Source organism: Pseudomonas sp. GW531-T4 (assembly GCF_017349615.1).
GTDB lineage: Bacteria > Pseudomonadota > Gammaproteobacteria > Pseudomonadales > Pseudomonadaceae > Aquipseudomonas > Aquipseudomonas chlororaphis_I.
In genome coordinates this window covers 19,096-35,403 of the sequence record NZ_JACMZT010000003.1, presented here as the reverse complement: position 1 = coordinate 35,403, position 16,308 = coordinate 19,096, and the positions used below count along the sequence as shown (strand labels likewise).

The window sequence follows — 16,308 nt, the reverse complement described above, 5'->3', positions numbered from 1 at the left end:
GGGTCTAACATGTCGCATCAATCCGAATTGATCAGCGAGGACATCCTCGCCTACCTGGCCCAGCACGAACGCAAAGAACTGCTGCGCTTCCTGACTTGCGGTAACGTCGACGACGGCAAGAGCACCCTGATCGGGCGCCTGCTGCACGACTCGAAGATGATCTACGAAGACCATCTGGAAGCCATTACCCGCGACTCGAAAAAAGTCGGCACCACCGGTGACGACATCGACCTGGCGTTGCTGGTCGACGGCCTGCAGGCCGAGCGTGAGCAGGGCATCACCATCGATGTCGCCTACCGCTATTTCTCCACCGCCAAGCGCAAATTCATCATCGCCGACACCCCCGGCCATGAGCAGTACACCCGCAACATGGCCACCGGTGCTTCCACCTGTGACCTGGCGATCATCCTGGTGGATGCCCGCTACGGCGTGCAGACCCAGACCCGTCGCCACAGCTTCATCGCCTCCCTGCTGGGCATCAAGCACATAGTCGTGGCCATCAACAAGATGGACCTCAAGGACTTCGACCAGGGCGTGTTCGAGTCGATCAAGGCCGACTACCTGAAGTTCGCCGAAGGCTTGAAGATGAAGCCCACCAGCCTGCACTTCGTGCCGATGTCGGCCCTCAAGGGCGACAACGTGGTGAACAAGTCCGAGCGCTCGCCGTGGTACACCGGCCAGTCGCTGATGGAAATCCTCGAGACCGTGGAAGTGGCGGGCGATCGCAATTTCACCGACCTGCGTTTCCCGGTGCAGTACGTCAACCGTCCGAACCTGAACTTCCGTGGTTTCGCCGGGACCCTGGCCAGCGGCATCGTGCACAAGGGCGACGAAGTCGTGGTGCTGCCGTCGGGCAAGAGCAGCCGGGTGAAATCCATCGTCACCTTCGAAGGCGAGCTGGAGCATGCCGGCCCGGGCCAGGCCGTGACCCTGACCATGGAAGACGAGATCGACATCTCCCGTGGCGACCTGCTGGTGCATGCCGACAACGTACCGCCGGTGACCGACAGCTTCGAAGCCATGCTGGTATGGATGGCCGAAGAGCCGATGCTGCCGGGCAAGAAATACGACATCAAGCGCGCCACCAGTTACGTGCCGGGCTCCATCGCCAGCATCGTCAACAGAGTCGACGTGAACACCCTTGAAGAAGGTCCGGCCAGCGCTCTGCAGCTGAACGAGATCGGCAAGGTCAAGATCGCCCTCGATGCGCCGATCGCCCTCGACGGTTACGACAGCAACCGCACCACCGGTGCCTTCATCGTCATCGACCGCTTGACCAACGGCACCGTCGGCGCCGGCATGATCGTCGCCCAGCCTGTGGTGCATGGCAGCGCCACGCACCATGGCAAGCTGGCCCATGTCGCCACCGAGGAGCGCGCCCAGCGCTTCGGCCAGCAACCGGCCACCGTGCTGTTCAGCGGCCTGTCCGGCGCCGGCAAGAGCACCCTGGCCTATGCGGTCGAGCGCAAGCTGTTCGACATGGGCCGTGCGGTGTTCGTCCTCGACGGCCAGAACCTGCGTCACGACCTGAACAAGGGCCTGCCACAGGATCGCGCCGGGCGCACCGAGAACTGGCGGCGTGCCGCGCACGTGGCGCGTCAGTTCAACGAAGCCGGCCTGCTGACCCTGGCGGCATTCGTCGCACCGAGTGCGGAAGGTCGTGAACAGGCCAGGGAGCTGATCGGCAAGGAGCGTCTGCTGACGGTCTACGTCCAGGCTTCGCCGGCGGTCTGCGCCGAGCGTGATCCGCAGGGCCTGTACGCCGCGGGTGGGGATAACATCCCGGGCGAGTCCTTCCCGTACGACGTACCGCTGGATGCCGATCTGGTGATCGACACCCAGTCCGTGTCGCTGGAAGAAGGCGTCAAGCAAGTGCTGGAACTGCTGCGCAAGCGCGGCGCGATCTAAGCCTTAGCGTCCAATAAAAAGCCCGCCGTCGAGTGATCGACGGCGGGCTTTTTTGTGGCCTTGAGAAGGCTATCGCGGGCAAGCCTCGCTCCTACACAGGAGCAACACGCTCGCTTCTGTAGGAGCGAGGCTTGCCCGCGATGAGGCCCTTACAGGCGCTTCATTACTTCCCCGGATACTCCCGATGCATCTGCTCCAGCAGCGCATCCTTGTTCTGCCACAGCTGGTTGATCCAGCCCTGGAACTCCAGGCGGTACACGCCATCCTGGTCGTAGTTCTTGCCGATGAACTGCGGTGGAATCGGCAGCTCCTCGAAATGCACCACCACTTCATTGACCTTGCCGCACAACAGGTCCCAGTAACCCGGCTGGCCCGCCGGGTAGTGGATGGTGACGTTGACGATGGACTCCAGTTGCTCGCCCATGGCGTCCAGCACGAAGGCAATGCCGCCGGCCTTGGGCTTGAGCAGGTGGCGGAACGGCGAGGCCTGTTGCGCATGCTTGGCCTTGGTGAAGCGTGTGCCTTCGACGAAGTTGAAGATGCCCACCGGGTTGTCGCGGAACTTCGCGCAGGTCTTGCGGGTGGTCTCCAGGTCCTTGCCCTTTTTCTCCGGGTGTTTTTCCAGGTAGGCCTTGGAGTAGCGCTTCATGAACGGGAAGCCCAGGGCCCACCAGGCGAGGCCAATCACCGGGACCCAGATCAGTTCCTGCTTGAGGAAGAACTTCAGCGGGCGGATACGCCGGTTGAGCACGTACTGCAGGACCATGATGTCGACCCAGCTCTGGTGATTGCTGGTGATCAGGTACGAGTGCCGGTAGTCCAGGCCGTCGAGCCCGCTGAGGTGCCAGCGGGTGTGCCCGAACAGGTTCATCCAGGCCTTGTTGTTGCTGATCCAGGCTTCATGGATGTGGCTCATCAGCCAGTCGGTGAAGCGCTGGGCCGCCGGGAAAGGCAGCAGCAACTTGAAGATCGCCACCACGAACAACGGTGTACAGCAGACGATGGTGTTGAGCGCCAACAACAGCGAGGCGATCACGCCTCGCAGCGGTGCAGGTAGAAAATCCAGCATTTACACATCCAGAGGTCGGTTGGCGGCTTGAATCGCAGTCAGGGCAATGGTGTAGACGATGTCGTCGACCTGGGCGCCACGGGGCAGGTCGTTCACCGGCTTGCGCAGGCCTTGCAGCATCGGCCCGAGGCTGACGCAGTCGGCGCTGCGTTGCACGGCCTTGTGGGTGGTGTTGCCGGTGTTCAGGTCGGGGAACACGAACACCGTGGCCTTGCCGGCGACCTGGCTGTTGGGTGCCAGTTGCTGGGCCACGGCTTCGTTGGCCGCGGCGTCGTATTGCAACGGGCCGTCGATCAGCAGCGAGTTCTGGGCTTCATGGGCCAGCAGGGTGGCTTCGCGGACTTTCTCCACTTCTTCACCGCTGGCCGACTCGCCGCTGGAGTAACTGATCATCGCCACCCGCGGGGTGATGCCGAACGCGGCCGCCGAGTCGGCGCTTTGCAGGGCGATCTCGGCCAGTTCGCTGGCGCTCGGGTGCGGGTTCATCACGCAGTCGCCGTAGACCAGCACCTGCTCGGGGAACAGCATGAAAAACACCGACGACACCAGGGTGCAGCCCGGCGCGGTCTTGATCAGTTGCAGGGCCGGGCGGATGGTATTGGCGGTGGAGTGGATCAGGCCGGAGACCAGGCCATCGACTTCGTCCAGGGCCAGCATCATGGTGCCGATCACCACCGGGTCTTCCAGTTGCTGTTCGGCCATCGGCGCGTTGAGGCTCTTGCTCTTGCGCAGCGCCACCATCGGCTCGACGTAGCGTTCGCGGATCTGGTCCGGGTCGATGACTTCCAGGCCAGGCGGCAACTCGATGCCCTGGGCCCGGGCGACCGCCTCGACATCCGCCGGCTTGGCCAGCAGCACGCAACGGGCGATGCCGCGCGCCTGGCAGATCGCCGCGGCCTGCACGGTCAGCGGCTCGCTGCCTTCGGGCAGGACAATGCGCTTGTTGGCTTCCTGGGCGCGCTGGATCAACTGGTAGCGGAACACCGCCGGCGACAGGCGCATTTCCCGCGGCGTGCCGCAACGCTGGTGCAGCCACTTGGCGTCCAGGTGGCTGGCGACGAAGTCGGTAATGATCTCCGCGCGCTCGCGGTCATCGATGGGGATTTCCTTGTTCAGGCTGTTCAGCTGGTTGGCGGTGTCGTAGGAGCCGGTGCTCACCGACAGCACCGGCAGGCCGGCATTCAGGGCGCCACGGCACAGGTCCATGATCCGAGGGTCGGGCAGGGTGTCGCTGGTCAGCAGTAACCCGGCCAGGGGCACGCCGTTGATCGCCGCCAGGCTCACGGCGAGGATGATGTCGTCGCGATCGCCGGGCGTCACCACCAGCACGCCGGGCTTGAGCAGCTCCACGGTGTTACGCATGGTGCGCGCGCAGATGATGATCTTGGTCATGCGCCGGCTTTCGTAGTCGCCGGCGTTGAGCACCTGGGCGCCCATCAGGTCGGCGACGTCGCGGGTGCGCGGTGCGTTCAGTTCCGGCTGGAAGGGGATGCAGCCGAGCAGGCGGAAGTCGCCGCTGCGCAGCAGGGGCGAGTGCTCTTTCAGACGGGCGGAAAAGGCCTCCATGCTTTCGTCGGTATGCACCTTGTTGAGGATCACCCCCAGCACTTTCGGGTCGCGCGGGCCGCCGAACAACTGCGCTTGCAACTCCACGCGACCGGACAGCTCGGTGAGCACTTCGTTTTCCGGGGCGGACACCAGGATCACCTCGGCATCCAGGCTTTTCGCCAGGTGCAGGTTGACCCGTGCGGCATAGCTGGCGCTACGGGTCGGCACCATGCCTTCGACCACCAGCACGTCCTTGCCGACGGCCGCCTGCTGGTACAGGGTGATGATTTCTTCCAGCAACTCGTCCAGCTGGCCGTCGCCGAGCATCCGTTCGACATGGGCCAGGCCCAGCGGCTGCGGCGGTTTCAGGCCATGGGTGCGGGCCACCAGCTCGGTCGAGCGCTCAGGGCCGGTATCGCCTGGGTGAGGCTGGGCAATGGGTTTGAAGAAGCCGACCTTGAGGCCGGCCCGTTCCAGGGTACGCACCAGCCCGAGGCTGATGGAGGTCAGACCCACGCCAAAATCGGTGGGTGCGATAAAAAAAGTTTGCATGCGGATTCTCGAAGGGTGCATGGCAACGGTGAGTCGCTTATGTGTACTGCTCTACCGGAAATTCAGGCGCCAAGGTTAGCGCTAACCGAGCCTTGTGCGCACCAACCGCAGGCAAAGGGCTGGCCTATTTTTTCCAGGCGTTTGTGCGGATCCAGGATCCAGGCCCGCGATTGCCAGGGCGGCTGGTGGCGCAGGTGCTGGGTATGGCCACAGGACAGCTCGACGACCCAGTGGCCGTCTTCATCCTGATGAAAGCCGACGATCGTCGAGCCTGGCGCCGCGTTCCGTTTGTCCGGGTTCCGTTCGCTTTCGGGCGATTGCTTCGCTAAACTTGGACGTTCTTCATTCTTATGCAAAAGGTCTCGCCCCATGCTGATCGCCGCCAATAAGGCTGTCTCCATCGACTATACCCTCACCAACGACGCTGGTGAGGTCATCGACAGCTCTGCCGGCGGCGCCCCGCTGGTCTACCTGCATGGCGCAGGGAACATCATTCCAGGCCTGGAAAAGGCCCTGGAAGGCAAGAACGTCGGCGACGAGCTGAGCGTTGCCGTTGAGCCGGAAGATGCCTACGGCGAATACGCCGCCGAACTGGTCAGCACCCTGAGCCGCAGCATGTTCGAAGGCGTCGACGAACTGGAAGTGGGCATGCAGTTCCACGCTTCCGCTCCGGACGGCCAGATGCAGATCGTCACCATCCGCGACCTGGACGGCGACGACGTGACCGTCGACGGCAACCACCCGCTGGCCGGCCAGCGCCTGAACTTCAAGGTCAAGGTTGTCGACATCCGTGACGCCAGCCAGGAAGAAATCGCCCATGGTCACGTCCATGGCGAAGGTGGCCATCACCACTGATTTCTGCGCTAAGCTCAAATCTGACTGGAGAGGCGCCCGAGGGCGCCTTTTTAGTCGGCGGCTTTTATCGCCGGGCAACAGGCGGTACTGTCGAGTGGCTGTTTTCTGCAAGAACACGGGAATTTGGAGTTCGTCATGAGTGCTTTTCACGACCTTAAATTGAAAGCCCTGGATGGTCAGGAGCTACCGCTCGCGCCTTTCAAGGGGCACGTCGTGCTGGTGGTCAACGTCGCCTCCAAGTGTGGTCTGACACCACAATACGCGGCGCTGGAGAACCTCTACCAGCAATACAAAGGCCAGGGGTTCAGCGTGCTGGGCCTGCCGTGCAATCAGTTCGCCGGGCAGGAGCCGGGCTCCGAGCAGGAGATCCAGGAGTTCTGCAGCCTCAACTACGGGGTGACCTTTCCGTTGAGCAGCAAGCTGGAAGTCAACGGTCCGGAGCGCCATCAGTTGTACCGTCTGCTGGCGGGCGAAGGGGCGGAATTCCCGGGCGACATCACCTGGAACTTCGAGAAGTTCCTGCTGGGCAAGGACGGTCGCGTCCTGGCGCGTTTCTCCCCACGTACCGCACCCGATGATCCGACCGTGGTCCAGGCCATCGAAAAAGCCTTGAGCTGAATCTGCACGCCGGGCCCCGCTGCCCGGCCGGTTTTACCGCGCGTTCGCGCATCCCTTGCTTCTCTGCGCTTTGGCACCTTAATCACCCCGGTCAATAGTGCTGGGCGTTGCCTGGGGCACGGAATATTATCGCCATCATAAGGTCGTCGGCGCACCCGCCCGACCTGCCGCTTCCTGCGATTCAGACCCTCAGCCCTGGAGTACAGCATGCCCGTTCAAGCCTTGTTCAAACCCTTTCAGCTGGGTGCCCTGGAGCTGTCGACCCGCGTGGTGATGGCGCCGATGACTCGTTCGTTTTCCCCGGGTGGCGTGCCGAACTCGAAAGTCATCGAGTACTACCGTCGTCGCGCCGCGGCCGGGGTCGGCCTGATCATCACCGAAGGCACCACGGTCGGGCACAAGGCCTCCAACGGTTATCCGAACGTGCCGCGCTTTTATGGCGAAGCGGCCTTGGCCGGCTGGAAGAAGGTGGTGGACGCGGTGCACGCCGAAGGCGGCAAGATCGTTCCGCAGCTGTGGCATGTGGGCAACGTGCGCCGCCTGGGCACCGAGCCGGATGCCAGCGTGCCGGGTTACGGCCCGTCGGAAAAGCTCAAGGACGGCCAGGTGGTGGTCCACGGCATGACCCAGGACGATATCCGTGAAGTGATCGCCGCCTTCGCCCAGGCCGCCAAGGATGCCCAGAGCATCGGCATGGACGGCGTGGAGATCCATGGCGCCCACGGTTACCTGATCGACCAGTTCTTCTGGGAAGGCAGCAACCAGCGTACCGACGAGTACGGTGGCGACCTGGCCCAGCGTTCGCGGTTTGCCATCGAGCTGATCCAGGCCATGCGCGCCGCGGTGGGCCCTGGCTTCCCGATCATCTTCCGCTTCTCGCAGTGGAAGCAGCAGGACTACAGCGCTCGCCTGGTACAAACCCCCGAGGCCCTGGGTGAGTTTCTCAAGCCGCTGGCGGAGGCCGGTGTGGATATCTTCCATTGCTCCACCCGGCGTTTCTGGGAACCGGAGTTCGAAGGCTCCGAGCTGAACCTGGCCGGCTGGACCCGCCAGCTCACCGGCAAGCCGACCATCACCGTGGGCAGCGTCGGCCTCGACGGCGAGTTCCTGCAGTTCATGGTCAATACCGACAAGGTGGCGCAGCCGGCGAGCCTGGAAAAGCTCCTGGAGCGCCTGAACAATGATGAGTTCGATCTGGTGGCGGTAGGACGCGCATTGCTGGTGGACCCGGACTGGGCGCAGAAGGTGCGTGACGGCCGCGAGCAGGACATCCTGCCGTTCAGCCGTGAGGCGTTGATGACGCTGGTCTGAGCGCAGCGCCTGGAAAGGCTATCGCGGGCAAGTCGGATCGCCTCCCGCCCGCTTCTACAGGACCAACATCTGTGTAGGAGCGAGGCTTGCCCGCGATGCTTTTTAATCTAGGGCAAAAGCCGCCCCTCAGGCATCAGCACGGTTTCCGTGCAGGCACCCCGCAGCTGGGTTTCAAACTGCTCGATGATCGCCGCCCAGCCCTGACGGCTGGCATGCTGGCGAGCATTGAGGCGTACCCGACGCAAGGTCTCGCGCTCCTCCAGCAGCCAACTGGCTGCATCGCAGAACGCGCATTCGTCCCCGGGCATCGCCAGCACACCGTTGTAGCCATGGCGAATATGCTGGGCCGCCGCGGCCTGGTCGTAGGCCACCACGGCCAGCCCCGAGGCCAGGGCCTCGAGCACCACGTTGCCGAAGGTTTCGGTCAGGCTCGGGAACAGAAACAGATCCCCCGAGGCATAGTGACTGGCCAGTGTTTCACCGCGCTGCGAGCCGCAAAACACTGCGTCCGGCAACTCCTTCTGCAGCACCGCGCGTTGCGGGCCATCGCCCACCACGATCAACTTCATGGACTGCTGTGGATAAGTCTCCTGCAGCTGGGCGAAGCAGCGCTTGAGCAGGCCCAGGTTCTTCTCCGGCGCCAGGCGGCCGACATGGATCACCGCGATATCGTCGCTGCCCAGGCCCCAGCTTTCGCGCAGCTTGTTGAGGCGTTTGGCTGGGTGGAACAGTTGGCTGTCGACCCCGCGGGACAGCAGTGCCAGGCGTTCGAAGTTACGCCGCTCCAGTTCCAGGCGTTGGCTGGCGCTGGGCACCAGGGTCAGCTTGGAGCGGTTGTGGAACCAGCGCAGGTAGTGGGTCAGCAGGCGCGTCAGCAAACCCAGGCCGTACTGGCTGGAGTACTGCTGGAAGTTGGTGTGGAAACCGCTGACCACGGAAATCCCCAGGCGCCGCGCCGCTCGTAGCGCGGACAGGCCCAGCGGGCCTTCGGTGGCGATGTACAGCACATCCGGGCGATGGCGTTTCCAGCGCCGCAACAGCTTGTGCATCGACGACTGGCCCCATTGCAGCCCCGGATAGCCTGGCAGTGGCCAGCCACGGCACAGCAGCAGACCGTCGTCGCTGACCCGGCTCTGATCGCTGCCCTGGCGCGGGCGGATCAGTTCCACCTGGTGTCCACGGGCGCGCAATCCATCGCACAGGCGGCCAAGGGTATTGGCCACGCCATTGATTTCCGGTGGGAAGGTTTCGGTGATCAGAGTGATATGCAGAGCTGTCGTCATGACCTCAGTGTCAGCCGAGGCCATGTCGTCATTGTGACGTTGCGATGATGGATTTATGACCTGCTCAGCGTTGCTGGACCACCAGGTTTTCCGCGCCGCGCTCACGCACCCAGAACAGCGTCGCCCCGGCCACCGCCGCCGGCATCATCAGGATGTTGACCACCGGGATCAGCAGCACCAGGTAGACGATCCCGCCAAAGCTCATGCTCTGCCAGCGCTTTTCCCGCAGCCAGGCGAGCATCTCGTTCCAGCCCAGCTTGTGGTTGTCCGCCGGGTAGTCGATGTACTGGATCGCCATCATCCACACGCCGAACAGCAGCCACAGCGGCGCGGCCACCAGGTTCACCACCGGAATGAAGGACAGGATGAACAGGCCGATGGCCCGTGGCAGGAAGTAGCCCAGCTTGCGCATTTCCCGGGCCAGGGTGCGCGGGATCATGGCCAGCAGTTCGGCCCAGCTGAAGGGCGGGAAGTCGTCGGTGCCGCGGACCACCACTTCGACTTTCTCCGCGAGAAAACCGTTGAAGGGCGCGGCGATCACGTTGGCCAGCATGGTGAAGGTGAAAAATACCATCAGCAGCACCAGCACCACGAACAGCGGCCAGAGGATGTAGCTGAGAAAGCTCAGCCAGTCCGGCAAAGAAGGCATCAGGGTGTCGACCCACAGGCTGAACTGGTGGCCGGCGAAATAGATCAATCCGACGAACAGCACCAGGTTGATGGCCAGGGGCAAAAGGACGAACAGACGCAGGCCGGGGCTGAGCACCAGCTTGAGGCCTTCGCGCAGGTATTGCGGGCCGGACAGAACGGGGGCGGGCATAGGGAGCTCCGTGCAAGGGGAAAACGCGCCGACCTTACCGGCTTTGCCCCACCGGCGAAAGCGCGGTCGCAAGGTCGACATCAACTGTAACAAAGGCGCCGGTAAATACACCGATACCGGATAGAGACCTCCTATGAGCTGGATTGTTAAACCGTATTTCCTTAATCTTCGCCCCCTCTATACGCTGCACCCATTATTTTCGGACGGGCGAACCTGAAGCCTTCCCCAAGTGCTTTCGCCGTCCTTTTTTATTCCAGCCGGCAATCCGGCGTTCCGCGCCAGAGATCCGGGCCGGTCGATAGGAGTGAGTCATGTCTGATGTACGTCATTCGCGTGTGATTATTCTCGGTTCCGGCCCTGCCGGTTACAGCGCCGCGGTCTATGCCGCCCGCGCCAACCTGAAGCCGCTGTTGATTACCGGCATGCAGGCCGGCGGTCAGCTGACCACCACCACCGAAGTCGACAACTGGCCGGGCGACGTCCACGGCCTGACCGGCCCGGCGCTGATGGAGCGCATGCGTGAACACGCCGAGCGTTTCGAAACCGAAATCGTCTTCGATCACATCAATGCCGTAGACTTCGCCGCCAAGCCTTACACCCTGACCGGCGACAGCGCGACCTACACCTGCGACGCCCTGATCATCGCCACCGGTGCCAGCGCCCGTTACCTGGGCCTGCCTTCGGAAGAAGCCTTCATGGGCAAAGGCGTGTCGGCCTGCGCGACCTGCGACGGTTTCTTCTATCGCAACAAGCCAGTGGCCGTGGTCGGTGGCGGCAACACCGCTGTCGAAGAAGCCCTGTACCTGGCCAACATCGCCAGCAAGGTCACCCTGATCCACCGTCGCGATACCTTCCGCGCCGAGAAGATCCTGATCGACAAGCTCAATGCCCGGGTTGCCGAAGGCAAGATCGAGCTCAAGTTGAACGCCAACCTGGACGAAGTGCTGGGCGACAACATGGGTGTCACCGGTGCGCGCCTGAAGAACAACGACGGCAGCTTCGACGAGATCAAGGTCGACGGCGTGTTCATCGCCATCGGCCACACCCCGAACACTTCGCTGTTCGAAGGCCAACTGGAGCTCAAGGACGGCTATCTGGTGGTGCAGGGCGGCCGTGAAGGCAACGCCACCGCGACCAGCATCGAAGGCATCTTCGCCGCCGGTGACGTGGCCGACCACGTGTACCGCCAGGCCATCACCTCCGCCGGCGCCGGCTGCATGGCCGCGCTGGACACCGAGCGCTACCTGGACGGCCTGCAGAACGCTTCGTTCTGAGACCGTTGAAATGAAAAAACCGGCCCAGGCCGGTTTTTTTATGGATCATTGAAGCTTGTAGCCGCTGCCGAGCAGCGCGAGGCTGCGAGCGATCTGGGCGGCATTCCGACGAAGCGGGCGCCACTTTTGAGGGCGCAGGAGGTCCTGCGGACCTATCGCAGCCTGCGGCAGCGGCTACAGGGTTTAGATCTCAGGCCTTGCGGGTCAGTGGCTGCTGGGTGAACTTCACACCCGCCAGGCCATGGGCGATCAGCGCGCGGATATTGCCGTGGTCGCTACCCTCAGGGGTGGCCAGCACCGAGCGGTAATGCTCGCCGAACGCCAGCAGCGCTTCTTCGTCGCTCAAGCCTTCCAGCAGGGCCAGGCCCAGGGTCTTGCACGAACCTTCGTTCTGCCCGGCGGCGTTCTCCACGCCGCCGTTGTCGAAGGCCTGTGGCTGGTAGTCGTAGCCAGCGGCGATAAAGGCCAGGGTGTCGGCGAAGACGTGCTCGCCGCTCTTGAGGCTGGCGCGCAGGGTGTTCAGGTCAGTCATGGGGTTTTCCTTTGGCGAACGCCGCTTGCTGCTCGGCGCTGGCTTCTTTCTGGTAGAGAGTCTTCCACTCGGCGTAGGGCATGCCATACACCACTTCACGGGCGTCATCGAGGCTGACCTCGATCTGGCGCTCGTCGGCCTCGGCCTTGTACCACTTGGACAGGCAGTTGCGGCAGAAGCCGGCGAGGTTCATCAGGTCGATGTTCTGCACGTCCTTGCGGCTGTCCAGGTGCGCGACCAGGCGACGGAAGGCGGCGGCTTCGAGTTCCAGGCGTTGTTGCTCGGTCATGTTCGGCTCTGTGCGATCAAATGTGGCGCGGATGATATCAGCGGCTGGCCGCGAGGGTGATCGACACCGACTCGGCGAAACGCAGGGCGTGGGGTTTGTCGACCTCGACCTCGGCGTACAGCACCGATTCGTTGGCCATGATCAGATCGAGGATCTCCTGGGTCAGGCGCTCGAGCAGGGCAAAGCGGTTGCCCTCCACGTGGGCGATGATCGCCTTGGTGATGGTGCGGTAGTTCAGCGCATGGTCGATGTCGTTGTCGCGCACGGCTTCCTGCGCGGCATACAGGATGGTCAGGTTGATCAGCACATCCTGCTTGTTGAGGATCTCGTCCTCGTTGATTCCGATGAAGGTCCGCAGGCACAGGTCCTTGACCCGGATGCGAGCCATTCCTGGCTGAAGTTGTGGCATTGCTACTTGCTCCGTCCGATCAATTGCAGGAATTCCTGGCGCGTGGTGCTCGACTCGCGAAAGACGCCGAGCATCACCGAGGTGTGCATGGTCGAGTTCTGCTTCTCGACGCCGCGCATCATCATGCACATGTGCTGGGCTTCGATGACCACCGCGACACCGGCGGCCTGGGTCACCCGCTGCACCGCGTCGGCGATTTCCCGCGTGAGGTTTTCCTGGATCTGCAGGCGGCGGGCGAACATGTCGACGATCCGGGCGATCTTCGACAGGCCCAGCACCTTGCCGGTGGGAATATAAGCCACATGGGCCTTGCCGATGAAGGGCAGCAGGTGATGTTCGCACAGGGAATAGAGCTCGATGTCGGCGACTATGACCATTTCATCGTTGTCGGAGGCGAACAGCGCGCCATTGACCACCTCGTCCACCGACTGGCTGTAGCCATGACACAGGTACTGCATGGCCTTGGCCGCGCGTTGCGGGGTGTCGAGCAGACCTTCGCGCTCGGGGTCTTCGCCGAGATCCTTGAGGATCTCGCGGTAATGCTGGGGCAGGGAAAGCGTCATGTAACGTCCTCGCGGGAAGCCTTACTTGAGGTGCCGCCCGCCGTTGACGGTCAGGGTAGTGCCGGTGACATAAGGGTTGTCGAGCAGATAACGCAGGCTCTGGTAGATCACTTCGCAACCGGGCTCGATGCCCAGGGCGGACTTGGCCAGGGCCTTGGCGCGGTAGGCCGCGTCGTCGTCGGGATTGAACATTAACAGAGCCGGGGCGATGCCGTTGACCTTGATCGTCGGGGCATATTTCGCCGCGAAGGACAGGGTCAGGCTGTCGAGGCCGGCCTTGGTGGCGCAATAGGCGATGTGCTTGCTGCTGCCGCGGCGGGTGACGTCGTCGCCGATGTGCACGATGTCGGCGGGGCTCACGCGTCGCAGCAGGTCGGCGCAATGCAGATTGATCAGGTAGGGCGCGAGCATGTGCACGCTGAACATGTCGACGAAGGCCGCGCTTTCCTGGCCGGGTGTTTCCTCCAGCCATTGCGAGGCGTTGTGCACGATCGCCCGCAGGCTGTCGGTGTGCTCGTGCAATTGGCTGATGAAGGCCTGGATCCCGGCTTCGCTGGAGAAGTCGGCGAACAGGGCCATCGCGCCACGCTCGCGCAAGGCCTGCACGCCCGGGCGCTCGGTGCGGTAGCTGATGATCACCCGATGACCGTCTTCCAGCAGGCGCAACGCGCAATGCAGGCCGACACGCTGGCCGGCGCCGGTGATCAGGATCGGGGCAGGGGAAGTAGTCATGAACGGCTCGCGTCGCAGGTAGAGCAAAACTATACCAGCGCCGGGCGGGGTTCGCCCAAGCCGCTGCAGGAGCGAGCGGACGGCGATTCGACTTGCCCGCGATGATGGCGCCGCGGTCTGTCTGGCAGACCGCGTTATCGCTCATCGCCGGCGAGTCGGCTGCTACAGGTGGCTCTGTGGGGACGGTGCTGTCGGCAGCGGACGGGCTGGCGTGCTGTTCAACCATCCGGACAACAGGCGGGTGGACAGCGGAATGAACCAGTAGACCATCAGCGGCGTCAGGGCCAGGGTGCTGACGAGCACCCGCGGCACCAGGCTGAGTTCGCCCAGCAGCGGGTTGAGGATGAAGTTGAAGATCAGCGACACCGGGAAGAAGGCCAGCCAGATGGCTATCGCCTGTTTCCAGCGGGGTGGGCGCTGGCCGGCCGCGCCGAACCAGCCGTCTATGCCGCTGACCCGGTGTTCATGAGGATGGGCGAACAGGTCGCTGCCGCGGGCCAGCCAGGCCGTGCGCGAGGCGGAGTGCTCCCATACGTGCAGGGTCTGCTCGTCGGCGAAGCGGAAGATGATCTGGAATTCGTCATCGTCGGGCGGCGGGGCGAGCACGCCGGAGCCGAGATAACCGGGGAAGTCGGTGGCCAATTGTTCGCCTTCGCGCAGCCAGGCGATCAGGTCCTGGTAACGGCCATCGGCGACACGCCGGGCGACCATCAGGGTGACGGGTGAGGTAGACATTATGTATCTCCGTAAAACCAATGCGTTGCCTGGGTAAGGCAGTACGCCGGACGCAGCTCCGGGGTATTGGGCTGCGTCTTGAAAGCAAGCAAGGATTATTCCTGATTGTGACAAATACACCAGAGGCAGCGGTCGCTTTGCCCTGTGTTGAAGAACTGTCACCGATGGGGAGTAGAATGGCCGTCACTTTATCCATCGGTGTTTTCTGCCCAGATGCCCGTCATTACTGAACTTGCCCGCCCGACACAGCCCCTCGACCAGCCCTCGCAGGACGATCTGTTTCCGATCCGGGAAGTTTCACGGCTCACGGGGATCAACCCGGTGACCCTGCGGGCCTGGGAGCGTCGCTATGGCTTGATCCAGCCGACACGCACCGAAAGTGGGCATCGTCTGTATTCGATGCGCGATGTCGAGACGGTCCGCGAGATCCTCGGCTGGATCGATCGTGGTGTCGCGGTCAGCAAGGTCGGCAAGATCCTCGCCAAGACCCGGGCCGCCCGCGAGGCGCCACAGGCCATGCCGGGCGACAGCGAATCGGGCGATTACCTGCAGTGGCAGGGGCAGCTCAAGCGGGCGGTTGGCGAATTCGACGAGCCGTACCTGGAGCGGCTGTACGGCCAGATCTTCTCCAGCTATTCGCTGTCGGTGGTGTTCCAGGACATCCTCATGCCGTTCTGGCGGCAGCTGGCGCAGCACCAGGAACCTTACGGCCACACCAGCGAATGGCTGTTCTTCGATCAATTCCTGCGTTCGCGGATCTCCCAGCGCCTGCTGTTGCAGCGCGGCAGCCAGCCGCGCCCGGTGCTGCTGGCGGCGCTTGCCGGACAATGCCGGGAGCTGGAGTTGCTGGTGGCGGCGCTGATGCTGGGCAGTGCTGAAGTGGAAGTGCGGGTGCTGGCGCTGGGGCAGCCGTTCGATGAACTGACCCTGGTCTGCGAGAAGATCAAACCCCAGGCGCTGGTGCTGTTTTCCAATCACGCCCCGGCGCCGGAGCTGCCTCGGCGCTTGAACCGCCTGGCGCTGACCCTGGAGTGTCCGCTGATGCTGGCGGGGGATGTCGCCGAGTTGGCCCAGGACAGCCTGAACGCTTCGCCGGTGGGCTGCCTGGGGAGTGACGGACGTTTGATGATGCAGCGCCTGCGGCAGTTTCTCAGCGGCACGCTCGATACCTGAGTTCATACCCAGGCAGAGAAACGTGCGACTTCAGACGTGCAGGTTGGGGTGTGCCAGGCGGTGCTGCTGCAGGATGAACTGGCGCAGGCGCTCGGTTTCATCCTTGTCGCTCTGGTTCAACCGATAGGCATAGAAGCCTGCCTCGGTCTGGCGTTCGAGGCGGCCACGCAGGGCGATGCGCTCGTAGCCCGAGGGGCTGAACCACTGGGCGAACTGCTTTGGCGCTTTGGCCCGGTTGCGGATCTCCAGCAACACGCTGTTGAACGACACCTCATGCACCCACAACGCGGTGGGCTGCCCCTTGGCGTTTTCCAGGGCCACCGGCTCGTCCAGCGTCAGGCGCCAGGGGCGGACCCTCGGCCCGTCCTCGAAGATGCTCGGCACGCCCAGGCGCAGATGCAGGGCATGGAATTCGTCTTCCACCAGGTGCAGGGGAAAGGTCATCTGCTGGTTTTCAAAGTGCGCCTGGATGGTCACTTGCTCGTTGGCCGCCAGGCGGGTGAGCAGGTCGCGGATCTGTGAGCCCCCGTTGACCAGCAGGCTCGAGTTCGCATCCCGCACGTTGAGTTGCGGGTTGTGCTGCATGGTCTGAATGAAGTCCAGTTCATCCTGGGTGAGGAGAGCGTCACGGCGCATG

18 protein-coding genes are annotated in these 16,308 nt (G+C 63.4%); 6 read left to right on the top strand and 12 right to left on the bottom strand.

Translation table 11 applies throughout. From position 1 onward, the window contains the following. Positions 1 to 9 precede the first annotated feature (9 nt). Positions 10 to 1,908, top strand: coding sequence for a sulfate adenylyltransferase subunit CysN (gene cysN, locus J4D28_RS03040; protein ID WP_009047011.1), 1,899 nt, complete (start codon positions 10 to 12; stop codon positions 1,906 to 1,908). Between the two features lie 163 nt (positions 1,909 to 2,071). Here the strand turns inward: cysN and J4D28_RS03035 are convergent, their stop codons facing one another. From J4D28_RS03035 to J4D28_RS03025, 3 genes are all read right to left on the bottom strand, one after another. Continuing rightward, entirely contained in the window at positions 2,072 to 2,977 is a 906-nt protein-coding gene (locus tag J4D28_RS03035; protein ID WP_016701711.1) for an acyltransferase, read from the bottom strand. After that, on the bottom strand, positions 2,978 to 5,077 hold the full coding sequence (gene pta / locus J4D28_RS03030) for a phosphate acetyltransferase (protein ID WP_028681669.1): 2,100 nt from the start codon (positions 5,075 to 5,077) through the stop codon (positions 2,978 to 2,980). Between the two features lie 62 nt (positions 5,078 to 5,139). Continuing rightward, entirely contained in the window at positions 5,140 to 5,478 is a 339-nt protein-coding gene (locus J4D28_RS03025) for a DUF3565 domain-containing protein (protein ID WP_016701719.1), read from the bottom strand. Here J4D28_RS03025 and J4D28_RS03020 point away from each other — a divergent pair. From J4D28_RS03020 to J4D28_RS03010, 3 genes are all read left to right on the top strand, one after another. Further along, positions 5,447 to 5,932 carry a peptidylprolyl isomerase gene (locus tag J4D28_RS03020; RefSeq protein WP_007929845.1) on the top strand — a complete coding sequence of 162 codons (486 nt, stop codon included), beginning with the start codon at positions 5,447 to 5,449 and terminating at the stop codon, positions 5,930 to 5,932. The genes J4D28_RS03025 and J4D28_RS03020 overlap by 32 nt on opposite strands. 135 nt (positions 5,933 to 6,067) lie before the next feature. Continuing rightward, positions 6,068 to 6,550, top strand: a complete 483-nt coding sequence (locus tag J4D28_RS03015; RefSeq protein ID WP_009047015.1) for a glutathione peroxidase — start codon at positions 6,068 to 6,070, stop codon at positions 6,548 to 6,550. A 207-nt stretch (positions 6,551 to 6,757) separates the two neighbouring features. After that, the gene (locus J4D28_RS03010) at positions 6,758 to 7,861 is read left to right on the top strand and encodes an NADH:flavin oxidoreductase (protein ID WP_103330559.1); all 1,104 of its coding nucleotides are present in this window, start codon (positions 6,758 to 6,760) and stop codon (positions 7,859 to 7,861) included. A 107-nt stretch (positions 7,862 to 7,968) separates the two neighbouring features. Here the strand turns inward: J4D28_RS03010 and J4D28_RS03005 are convergent, their stop codons facing one another. Together J4D28_RS03005 and cysZ are read right to left on the bottom strand one after the other, a co-directional pair. Beyond that, on the bottom strand, positions 7,969 to 9,168 hold the full coding sequence (locus J4D28_RS03005; RefSeq protein WP_103330556.1) for a glycosyltransferase family 1 protein: 1,200 nt from the start codon (positions 9,166 to 9,168) through the stop codon (positions 7,969 to 7,971). Between the two features lie 40 nt (positions 9,169 to 9,208). After that, positions 9,209 to 9,964, bottom strand: coding sequence for a sulfate transporter CysZ (gene cysZ / locus J4D28_RS03000; protein ID WP_041985922.1), 756 nt, complete (start codon positions 9,962 to 9,964; stop codon positions 9,209 to 9,211). Positions 9,965 to 10,275: 311 nt separating this feature from the next. Between cysZ and trxB the strand changes: the two genes are divergently transcribed. After that, positions 10,276 to 11,238: a thioredoxin-disulfide reductase gene (trxB, locus tag J4D28_RS02995; RefSeq protein ID WP_009047019.1), complete on the top strand. Its 963-nt coding sequence runs from the start codon at positions 10,276 to 10,278 to the stop codon at positions 11,236 to 11,238. A 190-nt stretch (positions 11,239 to 11,428) separates the two neighbouring features. Here the strand turns inward: trxB and J4D28_RS02990 are convergent, their stop codons facing one another. From J4D28_RS02990 to J4D28_RS02965, 6 genes are all read right to left on the bottom strand, one after another. Next, positions 11,429 to 11,770 carry a HopJ type III effector protein gene (locus J4D28_RS02990; RefSeq protein ID WP_096373093.1) on the bottom strand — a complete coding sequence of 114 codons (342 nt, stop codon included), beginning with the start codon at positions 11,768 to 11,770 and terminating at the stop codon, positions 11,429 to 11,431. Further along, positions 11,763 to 12,059, bottom strand: a complete 297-nt coding sequence (locus J4D28_RS02985; protein ID WP_009047021.1) for a DUF1244 domain-containing protein — start codon at positions 12,057 to 12,059, stop codon at positions 11,763 to 11,765. Before J4D28_RS02985 ends, J4D28_RS02990 begins: the two co-directional genes overlap by 8 nt. A 37-nt stretch (positions 12,060 to 12,096) precedes the next feature. Next, positions 12,097 to 12,468 carry a dihydroneopterin triphosphate 2'-epimerase gene (gene folX / locus J4D28_RS02980; RefSeq protein WP_007929829.1) on the bottom strand — a complete coding sequence of 124 codons (372 nt, stop codon included), beginning with the start codon at positions 12,466 to 12,468 and terminating at the stop codon, positions 12,097 to 12,099. A 2-nt stretch (positions 12,469 to 12,470) separates the two neighbouring features. Next, complete coding sequence (gene folE, locus J4D28_RS02975; protein WP_009047022.1) at positions 12,471 to 13,031, bottom strand: GTP cyclohydrolase I FolE; 561 nt, start codon at positions 13,029 to 13,031, stop codon at positions 12,471 to 12,473. A 21-nt stretch (positions 13,032 to 13,052) separates the two neighbouring features. Continuing rightward, positions 13,053 to 13,763 carry a dihydromonapterin reductase gene (gene folM / locus J4D28_RS02970; protein WP_009047023.1) on the bottom strand — a complete coding sequence of 237 codons (711 nt, stop codon included), beginning with the start codon at positions 13,761 to 13,763 and terminating at the stop codon, positions 13,053 to 13,055. Between the two features lie 162 nt (positions 13,764 to 13,925). Continuing rightward, entirely contained in the window at positions 13,926 to 14,498 is a 573-nt protein-coding gene (locus J4D28_RS02965; protein ID WP_103330555.1) for an antibiotic biosynthesis monooxygenase, read from the bottom strand. A gap of 213 nt (positions 14,499 to 14,711) precedes the next feature. On the opposite strand from J4D28_RS02965, the gene J4D28_RS02960 reads away from it, so the two are divergent. Continuing rightward, complete coding sequence (locus J4D28_RS02960; RefSeq protein WP_101281826.1) at positions 14,712 to 15,671, top strand: MerR family transcriptional regulator; 960 nt, start codon at positions 14,712 to 14,714, stop codon at positions 15,669 to 15,671. 30 nt (positions 15,672 to 15,701) lie between these two features. Here the strand turns inward: J4D28_RS02960 and J4D28_RS02955 are convergent, their stop codons facing one another. Beyond that, on the bottom strand, positions 15,702 to 16,307 hold the full coding sequence (locus J4D28_RS02955) for a hypothetical protein (RefSeq protein WP_023969630.1): 606 nt from the start codon (positions 16,305 to 16,307) through the stop codon (positions 15,702 to 15,704). Position 16,308: the final 1 nt, after the last annotated feature.

What these genes read in the sequence shown, in the direction of transcription:
- cysN (WP_009047011.1), top strand. Translation starts at nt 10, where the DNA reads ATGTCGCATCAATCCGAATTGATCAGCGAGGACATCCTCGCCTACCTG.
- J4D28_RS03035 (WP_016701711.1), bottom strand. Translation starts at nt 2,977, where the DNA reads ATGCTGGATTTTCTACCTGCACCGCTGCGAGGCGTGATCGCCTCGCTG.
- pta (WP_028681669.1), bottom strand. Translation starts at nt 5,077, where the DNA reads ATGCAAACTTTTTTTATCGCACCCACCGATTTTGGCGTGGGTCTGACC.
- J4D28_RS03020 (WP_007929845.1), top strand. Translation starts at nt 5,447, where the DNA reads ATGCTGATCGCCGCCAATAAGGCTGTCTCCATCGACTATACCCTCACC.
- J4D28_RS03025 (WP_016701719.1), bottom strand. Translation starts at nt 5,478, where the DNA reads ATGGAGACAGCCTTATTGGCGGCGATCAGCATGGGGCGAGACCTTTTG.
- J4D28_RS03015 (WP_009047015.1), top strand. Translation starts at nt 6,068, where the DNA reads ATGAGTGCTTTTCACGACCTTAAATTGAAAGCCCTGGATGGTCAGGAG.
- J4D28_RS03010 (WP_103330559.1), top strand. Translation starts at nt 6,758, where the DNA reads ATGCCCGTTCAAGCCTTGTTCAAACCCTTTCAGCTGGGTGCCCTGGAG.
- J4D28_RS03005 (WP_103330556.1), bottom strand. Translation starts at nt 9,168, where the DNA reads ATGGCCTCGGCTGACACTGAGGTCATGACGACAGCTCTGCATATCACT.
- cysZ (WP_041985922.1), bottom strand. Translation starts at nt 9,964, where the DNA reads ATGCCCGCCCCCGTTCTGTCCGGCCCGCAATACCTGCGCGAAGGCCTC.
- trxB (WP_009047019.1), top strand. Translation starts at nt 10,276, where the DNA reads ATGTCTGATGTACGTCATTCGCGTGTGATTATTCTCGGTTCCGGCCCT.
- J4D28_RS02990 (WP_096373093.1), bottom strand. Translation starts at nt 11,770, where the DNA reads ATGACTGACCTGAACACCCTGCGCGCCAGCCTCAAGAGCGGCGAGCAC.
- J4D28_RS02985 (WP_009047021.1), bottom strand. Translation starts at nt 12,059, where the DNA reads ATGACCGAGCAACAACGCCTGGAACTCGAAGCCGCCGCCTTCCGTCGC.
- folX (WP_007929829.1), bottom strand. Translation starts at nt 12,468, where the DNA reads ATGCCACAACTTCAGCCAGGAATGGCTCGCATCCGGGTCAAGGACCTG.
- folE (WP_009047022.1), bottom strand. Translation starts at nt 13,031, where the DNA reads ATGACGCTTTCCCTGCCCCAGCATTACCGCGAGATCCTCAAGGATCTC.
- folM (WP_009047023.1), bottom strand. Translation starts at nt 13,763, where the DNA reads ATGACTACTTCCCCTGCCCCGATCCTGATCACCGGCGCCGGCCAGCGT.
- J4D28_RS02965 (WP_103330555.1), bottom strand. Translation starts at nt 14,498, where the DNA reads ATGTCTACCTCACCCGTCACCCTGATGGTCGCCCGGCGTGTCGCCGAT.
- J4D28_RS02960 (WP_101281826.1), top strand. Translation starts at nt 14,712, where the DNA reads ATGCCCGTCATTACTGAACTTGCCCGCCCGACACAGCCCCTCGACCAG.
- J4D28_RS02955 (WP_023969630.1), bottom strand. Translation starts at nt 16,307, where the DNA reads ATGCGCCGTGACGCTCTCCTCACCCAGGATGAACTGGACTTCATTCAG.